Source organism: Bartonella sp. AA1HLJMS (genome assembly GCF_042197445.1).
GTDB lineage: Bacteria > Pseudomonadota > Alphaproteobacteria > Rhizobiales > Rhizobiaceae > Bartonella.
Map to the genome: position 1 here is coordinate 1 of NZ_JBHIRW010000026.1, position 21,780 is coordinate 21,780.

At 38.3% G+C, this 21,780-nt stretch carries 14 protein-coding genes, 3 pseudogenes and 1 riboswitch; of the genes and pseudogenes, 8 read left to right on the forward strand and 9 right to left on the reverse strand.

The genetic code is table 11. From position 1 onward, the window contains the following. Positions 1-948 precede the first annotated feature (948 nt). Positions 949-1,155 carry a Trm112 family protein gene (locus ACFIQE_RS07040; RefSeq protein ID WP_273791466.1) on the reverse strand — a complete coding sequence of 69 codons (207 nt, stop codon included), beginning with the start codon at positions 1,153-1,155 and terminating at the stop codon, positions 949-951. 13 nt (positions 1,156-1,168) lie between these two features. Beyond that, on the reverse strand, positions 1,169-1,831 hold the full coding sequence (locus tag ACFIQE_RS07045) for an LON peptidase substrate-binding domain-containing protein (RefSeq protein WP_375610818.1): 663 nt from the start codon (positions 1,829-1,831) through the stop codon (positions 1,169-1,171). Between the two features lie 446 nt (positions 1,832-2,277). Continuing rightward, positions 2,278-2,375: riboswitch (glycine riboswitch) on the forward strand. A 136-nt stretch (positions 2,376-2,511) separates the two neighbouring features. Between ACFIQE_RS07045 and gcvT the strand changes: the two genes are divergently transcribed. Genes gcvT through gcvP form a run of 3 tightly spaced genes read left to right on the forward strand, consistent with a single transcriptional unit; the run spans position 2,512 to position 6,800 of the window. Next, a complete protein-coding gene (gene gcvT, locus ACFIQE_RS07050) occupies positions 2,512-3,624 on the forward strand; it encodes a glycine cleavage system aminomethyltransferase GcvT (RefSeq protein WP_375613638.1) in 1,113 nt (370 codons plus the stop codon). Between the two features lie 6 nt (positions 3,625-3,630). Then, a complete protein-coding gene (gene gcvH, locus ACFIQE_RS07055; protein ID WP_375612294.1) occupies positions 3,631-3,999 on the forward strand; it encodes a glycine cleavage system protein GcvH in 369 nt (122 codons plus the stop codon). A gap of 5 nt (positions 4,000-4,004) precedes the next feature. Continuing rightward, complete coding sequence (gene gcvP / locus ACFIQE_RS07060) at positions 4,005-6,800, forward strand: aminomethyl-transferring glycine dehydrogenase (protein ID WP_375707440.1); 2,796 nt, start codon at positions 4,005-4,007, stop codon at positions 6,798-6,800. A 1,531-nt stretch (positions 6,801-8,331) separates the two neighbouring features. Here gcvP and alr read toward each other — a convergent pair. Then, the gene (alr, locus tag ACFIQE_RS07065) at positions 8,332-9,447 is read right to left on the reverse strand and encodes an alanine racemase (protein WP_375612295.1); all 1,116 of its coding nucleotides are present in this window, start codon (positions 9,445-9,447) and stop codon (positions 8,332-8,334) included. An 808-nt stretch (positions 9,448-10,255) separates the two neighbouring features. Between alr and ACFIQE_RS07070 the strand changes: the two genes are divergently transcribed. Both ACFIQE_RS07070 and ACFIQE_RS07075 read left to right on the forward strand, forming a co-directional pair. Beyond that, positions 10,256-11,083, forward strand: coding sequence for a ferredoxin--NADP reductase (locus ACFIQE_RS07070; RefSeq protein ID WP_375612296.1), 828 nt, complete (start codon positions 10,256-10,258; stop codon positions 11,081-11,083). 18 nt (positions 11,084-11,101) lie between these two features. Further along, positions 11,102-11,549 (forward strand): annotated as a pseudogene (locus tag ACFIQE_RS07075) (ferredoxin--NADP reductase); the annotation flags it as partial. Here ACFIQE_RS07075 and eda read toward each other — a convergent pair. After that, the gene (eda, locus tag ACFIQE_RS07080; protein WP_375632523.1) at positions 11,528-12,193 is read right to left on the reverse strand and encodes a bifunctional 4-hydroxy-2-oxoglutarate aldolase/2-dehydro-3-deoxy-phosphogluconate aldolase; all 666 of its coding nucleotides are present in this window, start codon (positions 12,191-12,193) and stop codon (positions 11,528-11,530) included. The pseudogene ACFIQE_RS07075 and the gene eda overlap by 22 nt on opposite strands. Positions 12,194-12,308: 115 nt before the next feature. Between eda and ACFIQE_RS07085 the strand changes: the two genes are divergently transcribed. The 3 genes from ACFIQE_RS07085 (at position 12,309) to ACFIQE_RS07095 (ending at position 16,717) form a co-directional block, all read left to right on the forward strand. After that, on the forward strand, positions 12,309-13,226 hold the full coding sequence (locus ACFIQE_RS07085) for a rhodanese-related sulfurtransferase (RefSeq protein WP_375621610.1): 918 nt from the start codon (positions 12,309-12,311) through the stop codon (positions 13,224-13,226). A 1,697-nt stretch (positions 13,227-14,923) separates the two neighbouring features. Next, complete coding sequence (locus ACFIQE_RS07090) at positions 14,924-16,057, forward strand: type III PLP-dependent enzyme (RefSeq protein ID WP_375621611.1); 1,134 nt, start codon at positions 14,924-14,926, stop codon at positions 16,055-16,057. A gap of 75 nt (positions 16,058-16,132) precedes the next feature. Further along, positions 16,133-16,717 carry a GNAT family N-acetyltransferase gene (locus ACFIQE_RS07095; protein WP_375630327.1) on the forward strand — a complete coding sequence of 195 codons (585 nt, stop codon included), beginning with the start codon at positions 16,133-16,135 and terminating at the stop codon, positions 16,715-16,717. Between the two features lie 1,048 nt (positions 16,718-17,765). Here ACFIQE_RS07095 and ACFIQE_RS07100 read toward each other — a convergent pair. From ACFIQE_RS07100 to ACFIQE_RS07120, 5 genes and pseudogenes are all read right to left on the reverse strand, one after another. Next, a complete protein-coding gene (locus ACFIQE_RS07100) occupies positions 17,766-19,337 on the reverse strand; it encodes a DHA2 family efflux MFS transporter permease subunit (RefSeq protein WP_375621613.1) in 1,572 nt (523 codons plus the stop codon). A gap of 24 nt (positions 19,338-19,361) precedes the next feature. Further along, positions 19,362-20,456: an HlyD family secretion protein gene (locus ACFIQE_RS07105; protein ID WP_375673993.1), complete on the reverse strand. Its 1,095-nt coding sequence runs from the start codon at positions 20,454-20,456 to the stop codon at positions 19,362-19,364. A 173-nt stretch (positions 20,457-20,629) separates the two neighbouring features. Further along, positions 20,630-20,773: pseudogene (locus ACFIQE_RS07110) on the reverse strand (transcriptional repressor); the annotation flags it as partial. Continuing rightward, positions 20,770-20,928: pseudogene (locus ACFIQE_RS07115) on the reverse strand (HlyD family secretion protein); the annotation flags it as partial. The pseudogenes ACFIQE_RS07110 and ACFIQE_RS07115, both read right to left, overlap by 4 nt. Before the next feature lie 173 nt (positions 20,929-21,101). Next, positions 21,102-21,494, reverse strand: coding sequence for a Fur family transcriptional regulator (locus ACFIQE_RS07120; protein ID WP_375621615.1), 393 nt, complete (start codon positions 21,492-21,494; stop codon positions 21,102-21,104). Positions 21,495-21,780 lie beyond the last annotated feature (286 nt).

Consider the following 21,780-nt stretch of genomic DNA (forward strand, 5'->3'; position numbering starts at 1 on the left):
AAAAATGTAGATTTTTGGCTTTCACTTGATGTCCCCACCGGTTGCGAGCGCCCTCGCATTAGTATTCCGGGGTCTGGAAGTGCTGACTCAAAACAGCCCCTTGCTTTTAGTGCTGAAAGCACTTGGACATAACAAGAGCCCCCGGAAATTCCGGGATATCCGCAAAAGCGGTTTTATTTCTAGTTTGAGTTTTTCGGGCTTCCAGACCCTATTTGATTGTCGCGTATACAACCAAAAACACAAGCCTCCTTCATAAGGCAATTACTTTCAATCGTCAATTGAAATTACAACAGTGTTTCTTGTTTGTTGTTTCAAGTTTTCACGTAATTAATGCGTATATTATACATAAAAATATTGCTTGAGATACTTTAGATACTTGTAAAAATTGTAAAGCGAAATTAAAGGGTGATGGCAAGGTAATGGGGTGATTTTCTCCTTTACGATTTTATGTTTTCTCCCCCAAATTAGGCTGTTTTCCCGCTTTGAAGAGTACATAAACAGATAAATATTCTTGTCCCGATATGGTATACATAAGATGATATAACTTGTCGTTTTTATTCATCTTAAATCGAGGTATCTCAAATATGTTGTTCGTAAATAGTATAAATTAAAGTCCATGAAATATAACAATCTTTATGTTTAATATAATAAATTTCATTTACCTGAGTTGGTTAAAAATGTTATTATAATTCTTGCTTTTAAGAAGTTCATAAGAGCCATTTTTATTCAGATGCTTGTGTGGTGCAAGCGAATGGTTTTGATTGCTTCAGTATGAACAGGCTGGAATGAGAGAATCTGATGATATTTTTGGCTTTTGTTACAAGGTGTAAAGCGATATAAATATCTTTATTGTAAAACTCTTTTTTCAGAAATCGTAAATATTGAGATATCATATTGATAGAGACTTGATAACAGTGGGCTTGTAGAGGAAAATTGCATGAGGGTTTTTTATTTTTTATGCGTTATTTCTTCATTGTTTTGCAAAGGGCGCGCTTCTGAGGCAAGCATAATGGGAACGCCATCACGAATAGGGTAGGCAAGTTTGGCTTTGAGAGAAATGAGCTCTTGTGTTTTTCGGTTGAAAGAGAGAGTACCTTTCGTCATTGGGCAGACGAGCAATTCGAGCATTTTTGGATCTGTGGTCATTTTTTTCATGTTTGGACATTCATTAGTTTAAGCGGTAATCTGTTCCTGTTTGTTTCATGAGCGAGCGTTCTGTTAATGCAAGAAGAGTTTGGGCACGGCTTTCAATATCTGGAGCTTCAAGGAGAGCTTGTTTTTCTGCTGGTGTAAAGGGGATAAGAGCTGAAAAAGCATTAACCAATATAGGTGTAGGGGCTTCTATGATGCTGCTCCAATTATATTCCATTTCATGTATGGTTAGATATTTTTCTACAACGTCGAGTAAGTTCTCTCGGTTAATGCTTTCTTCAATATCAAATTCTTGCAAGTCTTTTATGTTTGATTGGATGAGAGCTGTTCGATAGGATTTTGTGTTTTTCAATTCTTGTTCTAAAGTGAAGCGGCAAACACCTTGTAAGATAATGAACAGTTGTCCGTTTCCTGTTTCACTGTAGTTTGTAATACGCCCTATACAGCCTGTTTTATAAAGTTGTGTAGAGAAGCGATCTGTATCCGATGAAAGTGGTTGAATAATGCCCAATAGACGATCAGTTACCATAACATTTTCAATCATTTCAAGTGATTCTGGTTCAAAAATATTGAGTGATAAAAAACCACCGGGTAGTAAGAGTGCACCTTCTAAAGGAAAAAGAGCAATTTGTTTTGGAAGATCATTTTCGCAATTGTAAGAGATATTACCAGCTTTCATGAGTATTTTGTCACCTTTGTTCGGTAGTTTTAGTCTGTAAATAGTCGCTATTTATGACACTATTGAGAAAGCAGAAAACCTACTTCTTGTGCATTAAAATCATACTTATAAAATATTTGAAGTCCTTATTCTCAAAAAGAATATGAAACCCTATTTTTAAGGTTGAACTGCGCGCGAAAGAGTATTGCTTTGCGATCTTTTTAGTGTGTGACGTTTTGCATGATTTTCAAGAGGTGTTTTTGTTTATAGCTTTTGATTTTTGTCTTAAATTTCCTAAAATGTGTTGCTTGCAATTTTTGTAAGGTTCAAAAGGACACTATTATAAATCTTTTGAAGGAGCTTATGCAAGTTTTAAAATGAGAACATTTTCATCACTTTACTAATGACAGTGTGATGAAGATAGGCTATAGGTTTAAATATGCTGGAAAGAGCGTTATCGTTTCTTTCATTCTTTTGCGGGAGAGTGCAAATTGCAAATTTTCGCATTGCCGCCGAAGGGGAAATAGCCCATAATCTCTCAGGCTTTAAGGACCGTAAAAGGAAGAAGGCAGATCTGGAAAGTCGGGAGAACCCGCGCCGAAGGTGTAAGCGAAAAATCTTTTCGCGAGTCTCTCAGGTTGATGACAGAGGGGGCAGAGACGACCATATTCTATGGGCGTTAGCGCAGCTTTGGAGTTATTATGGGCACAGCACAAGAAACATCTTTTTTAAAAACACTTCCTTTATATGATTTGCATGAAAAAGCAGGAGCAAAATTTGGTGCTTTTGCGGGTTGGAACATGCCTTTAACTTATCCTCTTGGCGTTTTAAAAGAGCATCTTCATACGCGTGCACATGCAGGACTTTTTGATATTTCTCATATGAAATTGATTGCGGTTGAAGGGGCACAAGCTGTGGAATTTTTGTCCTATGCTTTTCCCATTGATGCAGCAGCTTTAAAGATTGGGCATTCACGGTATAATTATTTGCTTAATGAGCAGGCTGGTATTCTTGATGATCTTATTATTACCCGTTTGGAAGAGGGTCGTTTTATGTTGGTCGCCAATGCTGGGAATGCACAGGCTGATTTTTTAGAATTGGAAAAGCGTGCGGTTGATTTTGAATGTCAAGTGATTGCCCTTGAAAGGGTATTGCTTGCGCTTCAAGGTCCTGAAGCGGCCGCTGTTCTTGCTGATGCCGATTTACCAGGGAATGAATTGTTCTTTATGCAAGGATTCGAACCACAACAGGATTGGTTTATAACGCGTTCTGGTTATACGGGAGAGGATGGTTTTGAAATTGCTTTGCCTATAGGGCATGCGCATATGTTGGCTGAAAAATTGCTGAGTGATTCTCGTGTTGAGTGGATTGGGCTTGCCGCACGCGATAGCTTGCGGTTGGAAGCGGGGCTGTGTTTGCATGGAAATGATATTACCCCTGATACGACACCTATTGATGCGGCTCTAATATGGGCTGTTCCTAAAAGTGTTCGAGAAAAAGCACAATTTTATGGTGCGAAGGCTTTTCTTGAAGCACTGCAAAAAGGACCGGCTCGTTGTCGTGTTGGATTAAAACCGCAAACGCGTCAACCTATTCGTGCCGGTGCGGTGCTTCTTGATGATCAAGGTAATGAGATTGGCATTGTAACATCAGGTGGTTTTGGTCCTTCTTTTGATGGTCCTGTCGCGATGGGTTACGTTCCTGTTGATTTTAAAGTTGAAGGGACACAAGTCTTTACAGAACTGCGAGGCAAAAAGATTGTATTATCAGTTCATTCTCTTCCCTTTGTTGAACAACGTTATTTTAAAGGATGATTTTTTATGTCTAAAACTTATTTTACACATGACCATGAATGGCTTAGCGTTGAAGGGCAGGTGGTGACTGTTGGGGTTACGCATTATGCGCAAGAGCAATTAGGGGATTTGGTTTTTGTTGATTTACCACAAAGTGGAACAAAACTTTCCAAAGGAGAGGCGGCGGCTGTTGTAGAATCAGTGAAGGCGGCTTCAGATGTTTATGCTCCTCTTGATGGTGAAGTGGTCGAAATAAATGAAGCCTTGGCTGATAATCCTGAACTGGTAAACCAGAAACCCGAAACAGAAGGCTGGTTATGGAAAATGACATTGCAGGATGAGACACAACTGGAGGGGTTGTTGGATAAAGATGCTTATAAGGCTTTGATTGGATGAGTACCATGATCGAGCGTTCTTTTTCTTCTCGACATATTGGGCTGCGTCCTGATGAAACACAAAAAATGCTTGATGTTTTAGAGCTTGATTGTGTTGAGACACTTATTTCTCAAGCTGTTCCACACTCTATCCATTTGGGACGTTCACTGAATCTTCCAGAGGCTGCTAGTGAAGGACAAGCCTTGGAAGAACTCTCCAAGATGATGGAGCGTAACCATGTGCACAAAAGTTTTATTGGGCAAGGATATCATGGAACTTATGTGCCTCCGGTTATTTTACGAAATCTGTTTGAAAATCCTGCTTGGTATACTGCTTATACGCCTTATCAAGCAGAAATTAGCCAAGGTCGTTTAGAGCTTTTATTTTATTTTCAGACATTGGTTAGTGAACTAACAGGTTTGCCTGTTTCTGCTGCTTCCCTTCTTGATGAAGCAACTGCTTTAGCTGAAGCCAATGCCCTTGCTGTTCGCTTTTTCCGTGAGAAAAAAACAAAAATTTCTCTTCAGAGTCTTTTACATCCTCAGACTTTGAGTGTTGCGCAAACGCGTGCTGAAACACAAGGGATTCAGATTAGCCAAAATGGCGAAATTGATCCTGATACAGCGGCAATTGTTTTGTCTTGGCCAGATACAAAAGGCTCTTTTCATGATTACAGTGAGATCATAAAAGAGGCAAAGGAAAAGGGAGCTTTAGTTATCGTTGTAGCTGATCCTTTAGCGCTTACTCTTCAGGAGCCACCTGCTCAATGGGGGGCAGATATCGTTGTTGGCACTATGCAGCGTTATGGCGTTCCGATGGGATTTGGTGGTCCACATGCTGGTTACCTTGCCGTGAGTGATGCGTTAACGCGTCTTATTCCAGGGCGTATTGTTGGTCAATCTGTGGATACCAAAGGACGCGTTGGTTTTCGTTTAGCTTTGCAAACACGTGAACAACATATTCGGCGCGATAAAGCGACGTCAAATATTTGTACAGCGCAGGCTTTGTTGGCTAATATGGCAACCGCTTATGCTGTTTGGCATGGGCCAAAAGGCTTACAAGAAATTGCGCAGCGAATTCATCATTTAACATGTCGTTTTGTTGCTGGTTTAGAAGCCGCAGGGGTTCATGTTGAAGGGAAAAGCTTTTTTGATTGTGTGAGTATTTCTGTTAAGGGAAAAGCGCGAGAAATTGCGCATCAAGCCAAAATAGGTGGGCGCCTTATTCGTGTTCTCGATGATGACACTATTGCAATCAATTTTGATGAATTATCAACAGAAGAAGATGCTGGTGCTTTAGCGCAGCTTTTGGGGGCACAACTCGTTGATAAGGTTTCTCCACGACTCTTTGGAAAAAAACGGGATGCTGCTTTTCTTTCTCAGCCTTTTTTTCATGCTGTTCATTCAGAGACAGATATGATGCGCTTTTTGCGTCGTTTAGCGGATAAGGATTTGGCGCTGGATCGCGCTATGATCCCTCTTGGTTCTTGTACAATGAAGCTTAATGCAGCTGCTGAATTGATGCCTGTGAGCTGGGCGAGCATGGCCAATATACACCCCTTTGTTTCACAAGAGGATGCAGCGGGTTATTTGGAGATGATCAACCAGTTAAATGCGTGGTTGTGTGAAATTACAGGATTTGCGCAAGTTTCTTTTCAGCCAAATTCTGGTGCTCAAGGTGAATATGCTGGGCTTTTGGCTATCCGACGATATTACCAATCACGGGGAAAACATCAACGTACAGTTTGTCTTATTCCTGCATCTGCGCATGGTACCAATCCAGCCTCGGCCCATATGGCAGGGATGGAAGTCGTTGTGGTAAAATGTTTAAGCGATGGTGATGTTGATGTAGACGATCTCAAGATGAAAGCGCAATTGCATAAAGATAAATTGGCCGCTCTCATGATTACTTATCCTTCAACCCATGGTGTTTATGAGGAAAGTATTAAGGAAATTTGTTCTATTATTCATGAAAATGGCGGACAAGTTTATTTTGATGGTGCTAATCTCAATGCCCTTGTGGGTCTTGCTCGTCCTGCGGATATTGGCGCTGATGTTTGTCATATGAATCTTCATAAAACATTTGCTATTCCTCATGGTGGTGGTGGTCCTGGTATGGGACCAATTGGAGTTGCAGTGCATCTCAAACCATTCTTACCAGGTCATGAACAGGATGGGACAACACATGCGGTTTCTGCTGCTCCTTATGGAAGTGCGTCTATTCTTGCAATTACATGGATGTATATTCGAATGATGGGGGCTGATGGCTTAAAATATGCAACACAAATAGCCATTTTAAATGCCAATTATATTGCTGCACGTCTTTCAGCTGCTTATTCCATTCTTTATCGGGGCAAGCATGGACGTGTTGCTCACGAATGTATTGTGGATACACGCGTGTTGAAAGAGCAGTATGGGGTGAGTGTTGATGATATTGCAAAACGTCTCATTGATTATGGATTCCATGCGCCTACGATGTCGTTCCCTGTTCCGGGAACTTTAATGATTGAGCCAACGGAATCAGAACCAAAAGCAGAGATTGATCGTTTTTGTGATGCTTTACTCTCTATTGCTGAAGAAGCGAAAAAAGTTGGGAATGGGGTTTGGCCAAAAGACAATAATCCATTGGTGAATGCCCCTCATACAGTGGCTGATACTTTAGATGATGCTTGGGTACGACCCTATTCGCGACAAGAAGCTGCTTTTCCCAACAGTTCTCTTGATCCAGCCAATAAATATTGGCCTCCTGTATCGCGTATTGATAATGTTGCGGGAGACAGAATGCTCATTTGTTCGTGTCCACCATTGGGAAATACCTATTAAATAACAAATATATATTTAATTTGTTTATTTGCATGAACGAAAAAAGCCCACACATTTTGTGTGGGTTTTGTACTTGTTGATCATGTTACTATGGAATTATTTGTCTATTTTCTAGAATTTTGCATTGTTTTTTATAACATGAGCAAAATCGAAAAAGTCGACAAAAAGCTGTGTTTTGTCGGCAATAGGCATGCTCTCCTTTGTCTTCTACCGTATGACATGGTTTTAGTGACTAGTCGGCATCGGTCTAGCCAGCTAATTCATGTAAACGAGAGTGAAAACCTATGAGGATAGGGGCACGTCTGTTGCATGTGTTGTGACATACTACTTCTCACTAAGGTGACGACGACGGGTTGTAGAAAGAATAAAATCAAATTTAATGTTTTTGATGATAAAGACACGCGAAACTCTGTTGTTGCATCTTTTCGAGTCAAGAATTGTCTAAATATTTCTCTTTAATCTGCTTTTTATAAATATGACGCAAAAATATGTAAGAACACCTGTCAGAATGAGCAAACGCAAAGCCAAATGTATTATGGTTGTTTTTTACAAGGGGCCTTATAAAAGCCGGCACATCTTTCCACTTCATTGCAAGTCAGTTTGTGACTTTACGGCGCTGTTTTCCTAAGAGCTCGTGTGCTTTAGCTGTTGCCTGTAAATCAACATCCAAACTTAATGCAGCAACATGTCTTGAGCCAGAGATTGAGAAAAAAAGAGCTTTATGAGTAGTTCCTGCTTTTGTCTGTCAGATGAGGGCGGGGATTGCGTATTTCTGTTGACGTAACCTTTGAAACTGGAAGACAATCTTATTTTGGAAAATGTAAAGCCGTAAGGTGAAAATCAATCCTCAGTTTGTCATCTCCTCTTAATTCAGTTTTGCGGCTTTCAAAAGCATTTAAAGCAATATTTTTTTTAATAATGGGGATTACACATTGCTCCATACTTTTATTTATTGTGTTTTTTAGTAGGGGAATGACCTTCATGTAAAACAGAACGCTCCAAAAAGAATATACTTGAGTTGTTAATTCACGTGTTTGTTTTAAAGAGACATTTCGCTCCTAATCCCATTTCGCGACGGCGCTTGTGAATGGTGTAAGGGTAAATCTATTGATCCCCCAATCTTTACGCTTCATAACGGAGTAAGCCGGCACTATCCATACACTTTGCCAGCGCCTAATGTTATAGCTCTTGGCACTATGGTTCATAAGAGGCATTATTCTTTTCTTAAATCATTTTTATCTACACATAGTCCAGCTTGTGGTATGCAAGCGAATGATTTTAATTGGGAAATTAATTTTAAAAACTTTGTAGTAGATTCTTTTTTGTCAATTTATGGGGAAAGGCTAAGTTTTTGTATTTTAGGTGAAAGCTACTTCCATAAAACAGTCCATCAACTTGTCTGTTTTGAGATTTCTGTGAATGTACGGTGTCTATGACCATTCTGTGTGGTTGATTGTTGTAAAATCTTTTGTAAAAGCCCCTCAATTTTCTAAAATGATGATTTTTATCAATTTATTTTTTTAAAGAGTTTTTATGTGTAAATGTATTTATAGCGGGAGCCAAGAGATGTTAGAATTTCATTGGGAAGGGTATCGGCATCTATAGATACTTTTTCAAGTGTTTGATGGGGACCAATGAGTTCTACCCAGTCACCAGTTTGAGGTTTTTGTTCAAGATCGGTCGTATCTACAATAATGGAATCCATAGAAACCCGCCCAACCATGGGAAGTTTGTGCCCGTTGAAATAAACAGTTCCTTTATTCGAAAGAGTACGGAGCCAGCCGTCTGCGTAGCCTATAGAAATGGTTGCAAGAGTGCTTGGTCTGTTGGTTATAAAGCTTTCTGCATAACCAACAGGTGCTCCTATATCAACAACGCGGCTTTGAATGACTTGGGCTTCAAGTTTTAAAACAGGTTTCAAAGGTGATGGGTGTTTTCCCCGCGGATCAACTCCGTAAAGTGCAATGCCTGGACGAACAAGATCAAAATAAAAATCTGATCCTAGAAAGATACCTCCAGAATTGGCAAAGGAAACTTTGCAAGCAGGCAATTGCGCAAGGATCGTTTTGAAAGAAGTCAATTGGGCATAATTTGATGGGTGGGTATCATCTTCTCCGTTAGAAAGATGACTAAGAATGTATTTTATTTCTGCTTTTTCGAAAATTGTAGGGTGTTTGATGAGTTTTTGTAATTCTTTTTGATCCAGTCCTAATCGGTTCATATGGGTATCGATTTGAACAATTGCTGGAAATTTTTTATCTTTTTTTTGACAAATTTTTTGCCAATTTTCAATGGCATTCCAAGAGTTTAGAACAGGAACAATACCAGATTGTGCGACAAACTCTTCTGCTAAGTGTGGAAGTCCATTCAGAATGGCAATTGTGACATTTGATGGTAAAATGCTTTTTAATTGGAGTGCTTCTCTGATTTGGGCGACAAAAAAAGTGCGACAACCAGCTTGGTAAAGGGCAGGAGCAATTTTGTGAGCTCCTAATCCATAGGCATTTGCTTTTACAACTGCTGAACATTGTGTTGGAGCTACACGTTTGGCTAAAGTAATATAATTGGCAACAATGGCACTGACATCGATGGTTGCTACAGCTGTATAGAGTGATGTATTTATTTCATCATTAACGGATTTGTTCATTTTAAAAGCTTATCTGTGTTCGTGAAATACGGAGTTTTTTTGGTTGTTTCATTGAGGTTCTTTACGATATAGGGGAAAGACACTATTTGCTATGGTCAAAATCATTAAGAAGCCTATGCTGCCATTAAAGTCGTTTTTTATGTAAAATGGTACTCCGGATATAAGAGATAGTTTAGTTTTATTTGTGTTGTTATCAACATGGTATCTTCTAATGATTTGTAAAACATAGACTTTTTTACTTATTTCCCCTCGTTTAGGCATATAAAAAAGAAAGCATAGTTTATTGTATTGTATCATTTTGAAGAGTGCAATGTTAGACTATTGTTGCTGGTGTGATTGTTGTGATTAAATATTGCATTGGCTGCTTGTGTAGAGAAGGTAAAATGATTAAATTAACCACGTTAAGTCAATGCATTACAAGTTTTCTAACATGAGGGGGAAGATCACTCATCTGTGCAATTTTGGATGTCGTCTCATGCACTTAAAATTATTTTTATTGAATGGAAAACAGTGTGTAAACACTTTTTGATACATTAAAACTGTTGATTTAGAAAACTCATTGATTTGGATATTATTTGTTTTCAAGATGGATTGGGTATCCAGTATTTACTTTCTAGTCTTTGATTGGTTTTAAGTGAAATCAATTTTATCGCTTATAGAGTACACTAGACTCATTTATTTAATTTTGACATAAAAGTGTTAACCTTGAGGCTTTTGTGTTGAGAAAATTGTTGGCAGATGGTTGTGCAAGTACTATATCACGTCAAGGATTCGAAATTTAACGTTCAATAAAGATATGGGGAAGAGTATGAATACGTCTGCTACCAATGTTCCGTCAAGCATCAGCAGCGTTGCAAATTTTCCGATTCCTGAGAATGTGTTCGCCCTTACTGTCCAAGAGGTTTGTCACTATACAGATCGGTTATTTAAATTCCGTCTGAATCGTCCGGAAAGTTTTCGTTTTCGTTCGGGTGAGTTTGTTATGATCGGTTTGCCAAATGCAGAAAAGCCGATTTATCGCGCTTATTCGATTGCAAGTCCCTTTTGGGATGAACAGCTTGAGTTTTTTTCGATAAAAGTTCCAGGGGGACCTTTAACCGAGCATCTCCAAAAAATTAAAATTGGTGATACAGTTCTCATGCGTAAAAAATCTACAGGAACGCTGGTTCTTGATGCTCTTATTCCTGGAAAACGTCTTTATCTTCTTTCAACTGGGACGGGGATTGCTCCTTTTGCAAGCCTTATTCGTGATCCTGAAACTTATGAAAAATTTGCAGAAGTTGTCCTTATTCAAACAACGCGCGAAAAAAATGAGTTAATTTATGCAAAAGATCTTGTTTCCTCTTTGCAACAAGATCCACTCATTGGAGAGTATGCACAACAGTTGAGATTTTATCCTATGACTACTCGTGAAGCTTCTGAGCATATGGGCCGTATTACAACTGTGATGGAAAGTGGGGACTTTTTTGAAACAACAGGCCTTCCTAAAATTCATCCTGATGAAGATCGGGTGATGATTTGTGGTTCCATGGCTATGTTAAAAGATTGCGCAAGGATGTGTGAAAGCTTTGGTCTTGTTGAAGGGGCCAATAATGCTCCTGCTACTTATGTTGTAGAGCGCGCTTTTGTGGAGTAATGAGTGGGAAAGTTGATGCTTTATCTTCTTTCAAACCGGTATGGGGTTTTTCCTTTTGCAAGCTTTATTCGTGAGCCTGATATTTATGAAAAATTTTCAGAAGTTGTTCTTATTTAAATAACATGCGAAAAGAATGAGTTAATTTATGCAAAAGATCTTGTTTCCTCTTTGCAATAAGATCCACTCATTGGAGAGTATGCACAACAGTTGAGATTTTATCCTATGACTACTTGTGAGCTTTCTGAGCATATGGGGCGTATTACGACTGTTATGGAGAGTGGGTGCTTTTTTGAAACAAGCGGCTTTGAAACAATAGAACTCGCAAAATTCATCCTGATGAAGATCGGGTGATGATTTATGGTTTTATGACGATGTTAAAAGATTGCGCAAGGATGTGTGAAAGCTTTGGTCTTGTTGAAGGGACTGATATTCTTGCACATTACATTATATTGTAGAAAGAGCTTTTTTCGAGGGAGAGGGAAGTTGTGATGCGGTATATGCTAATGCAGTAATCGAATCCCAATCACTTATTGCAATGAGTTTTTGGGGCGCTATCCAAGAACCTCCAACGCAGAAGACATTGGGCAGTTGGAGCCATTGTGTTGCACTTTTTTGTGTAATACCGCCTGTTGGGCAAAACCGGATATCAGAAAAGGGAGATGCTAAAGCTTCGATGAAGGAAATACCCCCAGCAGCTTCAGCAGGGAAAAATTTAAGATATGAATAGCCTTTGTTTAATGCTTGCATGAGTTCACTTGGGGTCATTGCACCGGGAAGAAGGGGAATTTCACTATTTTTTGCACAATTGATTAGTTCATTGGATAATCCGGGGCTTACAATAAACTTGGCTCCAGCTTGTTCGGCTTTTTCGTAATGTGTTGTGTTGAGAATTGTGCCGGCTCCAACAATTGCTTCAGGGACTTCTTGTGTGATTTTCTGAATTGCTTTGAGGGCATTTGGTGTTCGCAAGGTGATCTCAATTGTTTTTAATCCACCTTTGACAAGAGCGCGTGTTAAAGGTACAGCACTTTGTAGATTGTCAATGAGTAAAACAGGTATAACAGTTTGTCCTTGGAGATATAATAAAAGCTTTTCTCTTTTTTGGCACATGATATTTTTTCTTCTTGGAGATGATATTATTTGTATCGTTTGATTAAGCACAATATGTTAAAGAGTACATGAATAAATCTTGAAATTGAATGAAACGCGCGTTATGGCAAAACACATGGAAAAGAATTTTAAAGTTGCTGCACTTTATTGCTTTGCAGATTTGAAGCATTATCATCAATTACAAAAACCTTTGCAGGATTTATGTCAAGCAAAGGATATCAAAGGCACTCTGCTTTTAGCACAAGAGGGCATTAATGGAACAGTTGCTGGTTCTTGTGATGCGATTGAGGCATTGGTGGATTTTATTACGGCTGAGCCAGCGTTTCAAACGCCGGAGATTAAATATTCATGGGCATCAAAAATGCCTTTTCATCGCATGAAAGTGCGGTTGAAAAAAGAGATTGTGACAATGGGGGTTGAAGGGGTTGATCCGCTAAAAGTTGTTGGTACTTATGTCGATCCTGAAGATTGGAATGCTCTTATTCAAGATGAAGAGACAATTTTAATCGATACACGGAATGACTATGAATATGCGATAGGGAGTTTTCAAGGAGCGATTGATCCGCAGATTAAAACATTTCGCGAATTTCCTGAATGGGTGCGTAAACATGAGGCTGAGTTAAAGAAAAAAAAGAAAATTGCCATGTTTTGTACAGGTGGTATTCGGTGTGAAAAATCAACAGCTTTTGTTCGTGATCTTGGTTATGAGCAAGTCTACCATCTAAAAGGAGGTATTCTAAAATATTTAGAAAAAATTCCAAAAGAGAAAAGTTTATGGTGGGGTGAGTGTTTTGTTTTTGATGAGCGTGTTTCTGTTCAACATGGTCTTGAAGAATGTGGACGCGAATTATGTCGCGCGTGTCGTTCTCCTCTTAATGCTGAAAGCAAATTATCGCCTCATTATGAGGAAGGTGTTTCCTGTGATGCTTGTTATAACACGCGTAGTGAAGCCGATAGAGAGCGCTTCCGTGAGCGCCATAGGCAATTTCAATTGTTGAAATTGCGTGCAATTGATTCTCATCAAGGGACATAAGGATATCGTAGTGTAGAGTTTTAAGTTGTAGCGTTTTTCTCTTAAATTTAAGAGAGAAGAGTTTTTTAATATTGGTAGAAAAATATTTTATAAGACCGGATATTATTCGGTCTTTTTGTTTATGTTAAATTATTTGACTTATAAATAATCATTATAGATTGTTCGCTCTCCTTGACTTTATAGGATTGAGTTTTCAGATACTTTTCATTTTAAAATAGAAAAGCCGTTCACCAACAGCGCAGAGGAGGGAGATTATAGTTTAAGATAAAAGCGTATAAATAAGATGTGATTAATAAGAGGAGATGAAAAAGCAGATGCTAGGTGGAAAAATAAAATGATAATAGGAGTTTATGATTTCAGAATTTAATATAATACATTAATTTATAATGATAATTTATTATTCATTTGAATAAAAGAGTTCAATATTGTGAACTTTGTTGCTTTCAGATTAGATGAGAACGAATCGCGTAAAATTCATTCACTTGTACGTTGCAAATGGGAGTAACGTGTGGACAAAAATCATTTTAGATAAGGTGTTATGAAACATTTCAATGTACGAGTTTCTGCAATATTGGAAGTTGGCAGATAGAATGGGAGCGTTTGTTTTTAATTTCATAAGTATAAAGAGGGTGAGATGTAGTTGATCTATATCATACAAGCTATATTATACGGGGATTTCTTCATGATATTTTGCTTAAGCGATGCTGTGAAATGAATGTGGAAGCAGGGATGTTTTTAGGATGTAAATGAGAAAGATAATGGTGTTTTGTTGGGGGAAGGACACGTTATCTTTAAAGACTATGGTGCTTCAGTCGTTACTATCCTCAGTCTTCAATGTTGGTCATCTTTGCATTTGAGAGGATATATAAGAGGTACTCCTTTTTTCAATTGTTTTTTATTTCTGATGCGCAAAAGAATGATTTTAATTGATTCATTGTAAGAGGGTTGAAATAAGAGGATTTTATAATGGAATTTTTGTTTAAGGGTACAATAATAAATTATCATTATAAATTAATGTCTTGAGTAATTTATTTTGCGTTATTTTCTGCTGCGGATATTAGGAGATAGAATAGGGTCAAGAAACAAGGGGCTTTAAACGCAAGACAGTGATTTATGTTGCACGGATAATGTAAGGGGTGTGATCTCATGAAAGCGGATGGATGGCTTTGTCTGGGGAGAGTGTTGTTTTTTCGCATCATTTTATCTTTAAGAATTAAAAAATGTTTAAAATTAAAAAAATGATTGAAATGAGAAAGAATTCGTTTTATAGGATGCCTTGCCCAAAGTCGCACGTGCCTGTGGGTGTCCGCTGGTTCTCAAATGGTGAGATTAACCGGTACGGTACCTGGAACTAACCGCTCCAGTCATTCTTACAGCCAATTGCAAGAATGAGGACATCTTGAAGCAACGACGGTGCGGGCCTTTCTGGTGTCTTCCAGTTTTTAAATGCTGGGATAACTATAGAGGCACACCTCATTGCCTTCAGTGCGGAAGTGGTTTTCTCAACTCCAATCAAAAAGGCAGATAAAATAGAATAACGCGGCTTCGCGCTGTTCTTTCGCTGCATGCAATGCTAATTTCTGATTTTTTGTAATCAGAATGGGGATAGTTGTTGTGTGTTTTTTGTCCTTTAGCTTTTGGCAGCTTTGGCTGTCCAAGCATAGAGTGGGGGAGCTTTCCCTCAAGGAGAATTGCAGATGGCAACGCAACGTATTCGCGATTTTCTTGCAACACATCGTTCTGAAGGTCCATGCTTAATTGTTGACCTTGATGTTGTTCGTGACAACTATTTAAATTTTGAAAAAGCTCTGCCGCAGTCTCGTATTTTTTACGCAATAAAGGCAAATCCAGCTCCTGAAATCTTGCGTTTGCTAAGTTCTTTAGGATCTTCTTTTGATGCGGCTTCTGTTGCAGAAATTGAAATGGCTTTAAAAGCAGGTGCAACGCCAGAGCGTATTTCTTTTGGAAATACGATTAAAAAAGAGCGTGATATTGCACGAGCATATGCATTGGGAGTTTCACTTTATGCCGTTGATTGTGTGGAAGAAGTGGAAAAAATTGCGCGTGTTGCTCCAGGAGTGCGTGTTTTTTGCCGTGTTCTTACCGATGGAAAAGGTGCAGAGTGGCCATTGTCACGCAAATTCGGTTGCGTTCCAGAAATGGCGGTTGATGTTCTAAGACGCGCACACCAATTGGGTTTGCAAGCCTATGGTGTTTCTTTTCATGTTGGATCTCAGCAGGTTGATTTGAGTGCGTGGGATCGTGCTTTATCGGATGCTTCTACAGTTTTTAAGCGCTTGGAACAAGAAGGCATTTCACTGAAATTGGTGAATATGGGCGGCGGTTTTCCAACCCGTTATTTGAAAGATGTCCCTACAGAACAAGCTTATGGTACAGCAGTTTTTGATTCATTGAAAAAGCATTTTGGTAATCGTATCCCTGAGACGATTATTGAGCCAGGACGTGCGATGGTTGGCAATGCTGGTGTTATTCGTACAGAAGTTGTTCTAATATCTAAAAAAGCTGATAATGATAATGTACGATGGGTTTATCTTGATATTGGAAAATTTAATGGTCTCGCTGAGACTATGGATGAAGCCATTCGTTATCCTATTGAGACACCTCATGATGATAAGGTAATGGAGCCTTGTATTTTGGCTGGACCAACATGCGATTCGGCAGATGTTCTCTATGAAAAAACACCTTATCCGCTTCCTCTATCCCTAACGATAGGAGATGAAATATTGATTCATGGAACGGGTGCTTACACGACAACTTACGCATCGGTTGCTTTTAATGGTTTTGAGCCTTTACGATCATATGTAATCTGAGGTTTCCTTTTAACTATAGTTTTTTTAGACTTTTTGCTATGCTCGTCATGGCGCTATAAGAGGGCGGTTATAGAGATGAACATGATGAACTTTCAAACAAAAGATGGGGCATGTTTTACACTTTTATTGGAGCAAGAAGCCGATAAGCCTTATCGAGAAATTTTGCTTGATTCAACGATGGGGTATGGACGTAAACGTAAATCATCAGAGGCTTTACGTCGTGGACGGTTAGCTGCTCAAGGGCTCTCTTTTGTGGTTAAAAATGTGCTTGGAGAGCTTGTGGGAAGTGTCCGTCTTTGGCATGTTTCTTTTTCTAAAGGAAAAAATGAAACACAACATGCTTTACTTTTAGGCCCCTTGGCTGTTGCGTCTGAATGTGCTGGTATGGGAATAGGATCAATTTTAGTCCGCCATGCAATTGAAACAGCAAAAAAATTGGGATATGGCGCCATTTTGCTGGTAGGGGATTTTGAATTTTATCAACGTTTTGGCTTTTCAAATAGTTTAACAGAAAATTTGGCAATGCCTGGTCCTTACGAAAAGCATCGCTTTCAAGCGTTGGAACTGATACCACATTATCTTTCTGGGTGTTATGGCACTTTGGTTCCTAGTGGAGAACGAGAAGTTTCAAATCGTTTTCAGCATCATAAAGTGGCTTGAAGATAGTGTTTATTTGTTTTTTAACAGCTGGCATTGAGGAGAGCATACTGTTTTGGCTAGAGCCAAAGTATTTAGCGGTACAAAGTTTTTGGGGAGTTGTATTGCGATTTTATTATATGGCTGGTTTCTTATTTTTGATGATTTCAGTTCAGTGAGTAAGAATATATTTTAAGCTCATTTTTTGAAATAGCGTCCTATTTTATAATATTAAAGGAACCGGATTTTTGAGTGGTTTTGTATTCTTTCAAAGCCAGTATCATCATACAGTTTTCCAGTTTCCAATATTGTTGGTAGATCTTGCATCGAAACGGTTGGATATTTTACTTTTTTCTTAAACAGTTTTTTTCTTTGCTTTTTATGTGCAAGGGAATGGTTTTGATTGATTCAATAGAGAGATATTTTGAGAAATTTTATACAATTTTAGCGCTTGTTGAAAAAGAAAAATATGCAGCAGTAGAATCAAAATTATAAATACTAGCTTTTTTAAAAGAGTGTAAAAAAATAAAATTACATGAGCAGCTTTGTTGAAAAAAAATATATCATTACTTTTTTGCTATAAAGGTAAATCGTTTTGCAATTGGCATGAGAGGATCAAATACAAAATGATTTTTTCATGTAAAATTTTGCATTCAGAATCAAAAAACGTTGCTCTACACATTATAAGGGAAATAGGTGTGTGAATAAAAATCACAAGAAGCATAAATCTTTTATGAATATTCTTGTAAGACTCAAAAGAGTAAAGGGCAAAGAATCTTTTAATCGTTTGTGCCCTATGGTGATAAATCAAAAATCTTATAGAAATAGCTGCTTTATCTTTATAGTGTGGAGCACGTTAGGTAAGATCGTTGTTTACCTATCATCTAAAACAATTTTTGTATGCGAGACGTTATTTTAAAAGTGCGTAAAGAGCCCGCATTGAAAAGAATTTTTATCAGAAGAATCATTTAGAATCACGTATTTATTTATACTGTCTCTTGAGAAAAGATAAAGTGCATAAGAAGCGAGGAAAGTGATAAGGATAAAAAATATTTCTCAATTGTAATTAAGCTTAGTGATTTGGTGGTGAATCCATGAGAGGTGGTATTTTTTTGAGAAACATGGTCATAAATGTCAAAACACCAAAGATGATGGTTATGATAAAGAAAATATCACTAAAAGCCATAATCATTGCTTGTATGCGTACCATATTAAACAATTGAGAAAGAGCCAGGGTATAGGAATCAAAGGTTTCTGTTTTGAATAATAAAATAAGCTTTGAAAGCATTTCAGTTGCTTGTCTGTTTGCGTGGTTAAGGGTTTCGGCTATTCGTTCATAATGGAAGTCCGTGCGTTTTGTCATGAGCGTGCTGATAATGGCAAGTCCCACAGCACCACCTAGATTCCGTGTAAGATTAAAGAGTCCAGAAGCATTTTGCATTCGTTCTGGTGGGAGTGTTCCCAATGCAATATTATTAATAGGAACCATACATAACATTACAGAAGCACCACGGAAAACTTGCGGCCAAAAAAGCTGCCAAAAATCCCACTTATCTGTGATAGTGCTTGCCATCCAAGTGCCTATTGCAAAACCAAAAAGTCCTATTGCCATCATTACACGTGCATCCATTCGTGCTGAAAGGAATCCTGCAAGGGGAGCCGTTAATAACATGACGAATCCTGAAAGAAACAATGTTTCTCCAATCATAAGGGCATCGTAATGGCGGATTTGGCTCAAATAGACAGGATAAAGGTACGTGAGTCCATAAAGACCTATACCCAGTGAAAAGGAAAAAATGGATGCAGCTGAAAAATTAAAATTAGAAAAAGTAGAGAGATCTACAATGGGTTCTTTTGCTGTAAAAGCACGCCAGAAGAACAAGGCGGCAGCAAGAATCATGATAATAAATAAATTCCGAACCAGCCTATCATTCAGCCAATCATGACGTGCGCCTTCTTCTAGTACATATTCTAAAGTTCCTAGAAAAACAGCCATAGAAATGAGCCCCAACCAGTCAAATTTAGCCATGAGAGATGGATTTGCTTTATCAAAATCAATCAACTTCCAAGCGAGAATTGAAATAATAATCCCAAAAGGCACATTAATGAGAAAAAGCCAGTGCCATGATAAGATATGACAAAGATAACCTCCGACCGTTGGACCAATAGTGGGGGCTAATGTTGCGACTAGTCCAACAATAGGGGTAACAATTGGGCGTTTGGAAGGAGGAAAAAGAACATAAGAGGCGACAAAAACGCTTGGGATAATTCCTCCACCAATAAAACCTTGCAATGCACGGTAGATAATCATCTCTCCAATAGATGTTGCTGTTGCACAAAGAACAGAAGTAATCGTAAACCCGATCGCTGATATGGTGAAGAAAACACGTGTTGAAAGCAATCTTCCTAAGAATCCAGAAAGGGGCAACATGATGACTTCAGCGATGAGATAGGAGGTTTGAACCCATGAAATTTCTTCAGAGCTCGCAGAAAGACCAGCTTGAACTTCGGCTAAAGAGGAGGCAACGATTTGTATATCCAAAATGGCCATGAACATGCCAAAGGCCATAACTATGAAAATCACAATGCTACGGATTTCTATGCGCTCTTGAGACTGTATGGGCTTTGGTATTGAAGATGTCATAATAATGAGGTCATTTGCTTGTTGTTATAAGAGACTTTTATCTTGTGGTTTTGTACGTGTATCAACTTCTACTGAAACACTCATTCCTGCTCGGATATGTCCGGTCTTTAAGACTTCTTCTGGAATAGAAATACGTACAGGAATGCGTTGGACAATCTTTGTAAAGTTACCGGTAGCGTTTTGTGGAGGAAGAAGAGAAAAAACAGCACCTGTTGCCGGTGAAATAGAAAGCACTGTTCCTGTAAAGCCCTCCTTTTTGAAGGCATCAACAGAAATATAAGCCTTTTGTCCCGCATGAATATTTTGCAACTGTGTTTCTTTATAGTTTGCTTCAATATAAAGTGCATGGATGGGGACTAACGCTGCAAGACGTTGGCCATTTACAACAAAATCTCCCGTTTTTGCTGTTAAATTTCCTATGATTCCATCAAATGGCGCGCGTATAATGGTTGAATCAAGGTCACGTTGTGCTTTTTCACGCGAAAGTTCTAAACTCTTTGTTTGGCTTTCTGTTTCACTTCGTTGTGCTTCTAGCACTCGAATATTGGCGCGTGCTGCAGCGATTTGTGCATCTGCACGGTTAACATTTGCGATAGCTTGTTCATAAGCTGATTTGGCATCATCAACATCAGATTGAGGGGCATAACGATTGGCTTTCAGTTCTGTTACACGTTTTAAGGTGAGTTGTGCATTGGTTGCTATGGCTGAAGCGGCTGCTTTTTGCGCTTTTGCATCATCTAAAGCACTATGAGCGGCTGTGATTTGTGCATCAATGCGTAGAAGTGTTTTTTTCTGTGTGTCAAGATGCGCTTCTGTTTGATCCAAGGCTATTTGATAATCACCATTGTCTAAGTAAAATAAAACATCGTCCTTTTTTACAACTTGGTTGGCTTTAATGGCAATTTTTTCAATATATCCATTTAATTTAGTCGCAATAGCGGCTATATCTCCTTGCACATAGGCATCTTCAGTTGATAGCATATAACGCCATTGCGTTATCCATTTGTAGCTAAACCAAAGCACAAAAAGTGCAAAGACAATAAGAAGAGCCTTGATTACTTTTTTTCGTTTCGTTTTATTGAAATTTTTGGTTGAAAAAATTGTCTCAGATACGGACATGATTTTATACTTTCAATATTTATGTTCTAACGAGTATAATAAGCCTCTCACTCTAAGGTAGGGTGATATATGCACGGACGATAAGAGCTTTTCAAACAATAAGGCGATCCTTGGTACATAATGCTAAATATATAAACTTGCAAGTTAGAGATCTTGTTTTCAAGTTAGCGGTCTTATTTTATTGCGCATTTTTTACAAAGCCCTCGTACTTCTAAGGTGCTTTTATGTGCTTGGAAGTCAACAGCTTGAACCATCTGTTTTAAACTTGATACAATCGTTTGATTTTGTATTTTGTTGACTGTGCCACAGTTTAGGCATCTTCAGTGGACAGCATATAACACCATTGCGTCGTCCACTTATAGCTAAACCAAAGTACAAAAAGCGCAAAGACGATAAGAAGAGCCTTGATTACTTTTTTTCGTTTCATTTTATCGAGATTTTTTGTTGAAAAAATTGTCTCAGATACGGACATGATTTTATACTTTCAATATTTATGTTCTAACGAGTATAATAAGCCTCTCACTCTAAGGTAGGGTGATATATGCACGGACGATAAGAGCTTTTCAAACAATAAGGCGATCCTTGGTACATAATGCTAAATATATAAACTTGCAAGTTAGAGATCTTGTTTTCAAGTTAGCGGTCTTATTTTATTGCGCATTTTTTACAAAGCCCTCGTACTTCTAAGGTGCTTTTATGTGCTTGGAAGTCAACAGCTTGAACCATCTGTTTTAAACTCGATACAATCGTTTGATTTTGTATTTCGTTGACTGTGCCACAGTTTTCGCAAATTATAAACGTTGTAAGTTCATGTTGACAGTTTTCAGGGTGTAAACAGACCATAAAGGCATTTGCACTTTCAAGACGATGAATACACTTTAACTGTACGAGTTTTTCTAACGCACGATAAACTTGGAGAGGTGCGCGAAAACCTTCTTCGCGTAAGTGATTGAGAATCGCATAAGCACTTAAAGGCCCTTTTGCATTTTTTAAAGTATTTAAAACCAATGTTTGGTTACGCGTCAGTTTAGATGACATTGACATCTTCCTTTTGCTCCCATGGAAAAGCATAAAGCGTGTAAGATATTTATGCAATGGTGATTATAGAATATGTACTCTATTTTTAGCCTTTTACATGACATCATTGCGATATGTAAGACAAGTTGCAACCGTTGTGAGGGGAGGGGTATTATAATCTGAAAGCCGCTGCTATCCAGCAAGAAACTTTTATACGCTTCTTAATTTTACCAATAATGTTTTGAAATAGGATTTTTTGTTCAATATTTTATTGGTAAAGTTTGGGTTATTTTATTTAAAAAAAATA

Excerpts from the sequence above, each read along its gene's own strand:
- ACFIQE_RS07095 (WP_375630327.1), top strand. The coding sequence starts at position 16,133 with ATGAACATGATGAACTTTCAAACAAAAGATGGGGCATGTTTTACACTT.
- gcvT (WP_375613638.1), top strand. The coding sequence starts at position 2,512 with ATGGGCACAGCACAAGAAACATCTTTTTTAAAAACACTTCCTTTATAT.
- ACFIQE_RS07085 (WP_375621610.1), top strand. The coding sequence starts at position 12,309 with ATGGAAAAGAATTTTAAAGTTGCTGCACTTTATTGCTTTGCAGATTTG.
- ACFIQE_RS07100 (WP_375621613.1), bottom strand. The coding sequence starts at position 19,337 with ATGACATCTTCAATACCAAAGCCCATACAGTCTCAAGAGCGCATAGAA.
- alr (WP_375612295.1), bottom strand. The coding sequence starts at position 9,447 with ATGAACAAATCCGTTAATGATGAAATAAATACATCACTCTATACAGCT.
- eda (WP_375632523.1), bottom strand. The coding sequence starts at position 12,193 with ATGTGCCAAAAAAGAGAAAAGCTTTTATTATATCTCCAAGGACAAACT.
- ACFIQE_RS07070 (WP_375612296.1), top strand. The coding sequence starts at position 10,256 with ATGAATACGTCTGCTACCAATGTTCCGTCAAGCATCAGCAGCGTTGCA.
- ACFIQE_RS07090 (WP_375621611.1), top strand. The coding sequence starts at position 14,924 with ATGGCAACGCAACGTATTCGCGATTTTCTTGCAACACATCGTTCTGAA.
- gcvH (WP_375612294.1), top strand. The coding sequence starts at position 3,631 with ATGTCTAAAACTTATTTTACACATGACCATGAATGGCTTAGCGTTGAA.
- ACFIQE_RS07045 (WP_375610818.1), bottom strand. The coding sequence starts at position 1,831 with ATGAAAGCTGGTAATATCTCTTACAATTGCGAAAATGATCTTCCAAAA.
- ACFIQE_RS07120 (WP_375621615.1), bottom strand. The coding sequence starts at position 21,494 with ATGTCATCTAAACTGACGCGTAACCAAACATTGGTTTTAAATACTTTA.
- ACFIQE_RS07040 (WP_273791466.1), bottom strand. The coding sequence starts at position 1,155 with ATGAAAAAAATGACCACAGATCCAAAAATGCTCGAATTGCTCGTCTGC.
- ACFIQE_RS07105 (WP_375673993.1), bottom strand. The coding sequence starts at position 20,456 with ATGTCCGTATCTGAGACAATTTTTTCAACCAAAAATTTCAATAAAACG.
- gcvP (WP_375707440.1), top strand. The coding sequence starts at position 4,005 with ATGATCGAGCGTTCTTTTTCTTCTCGACATATTGGGCTGCGTCCTGAT.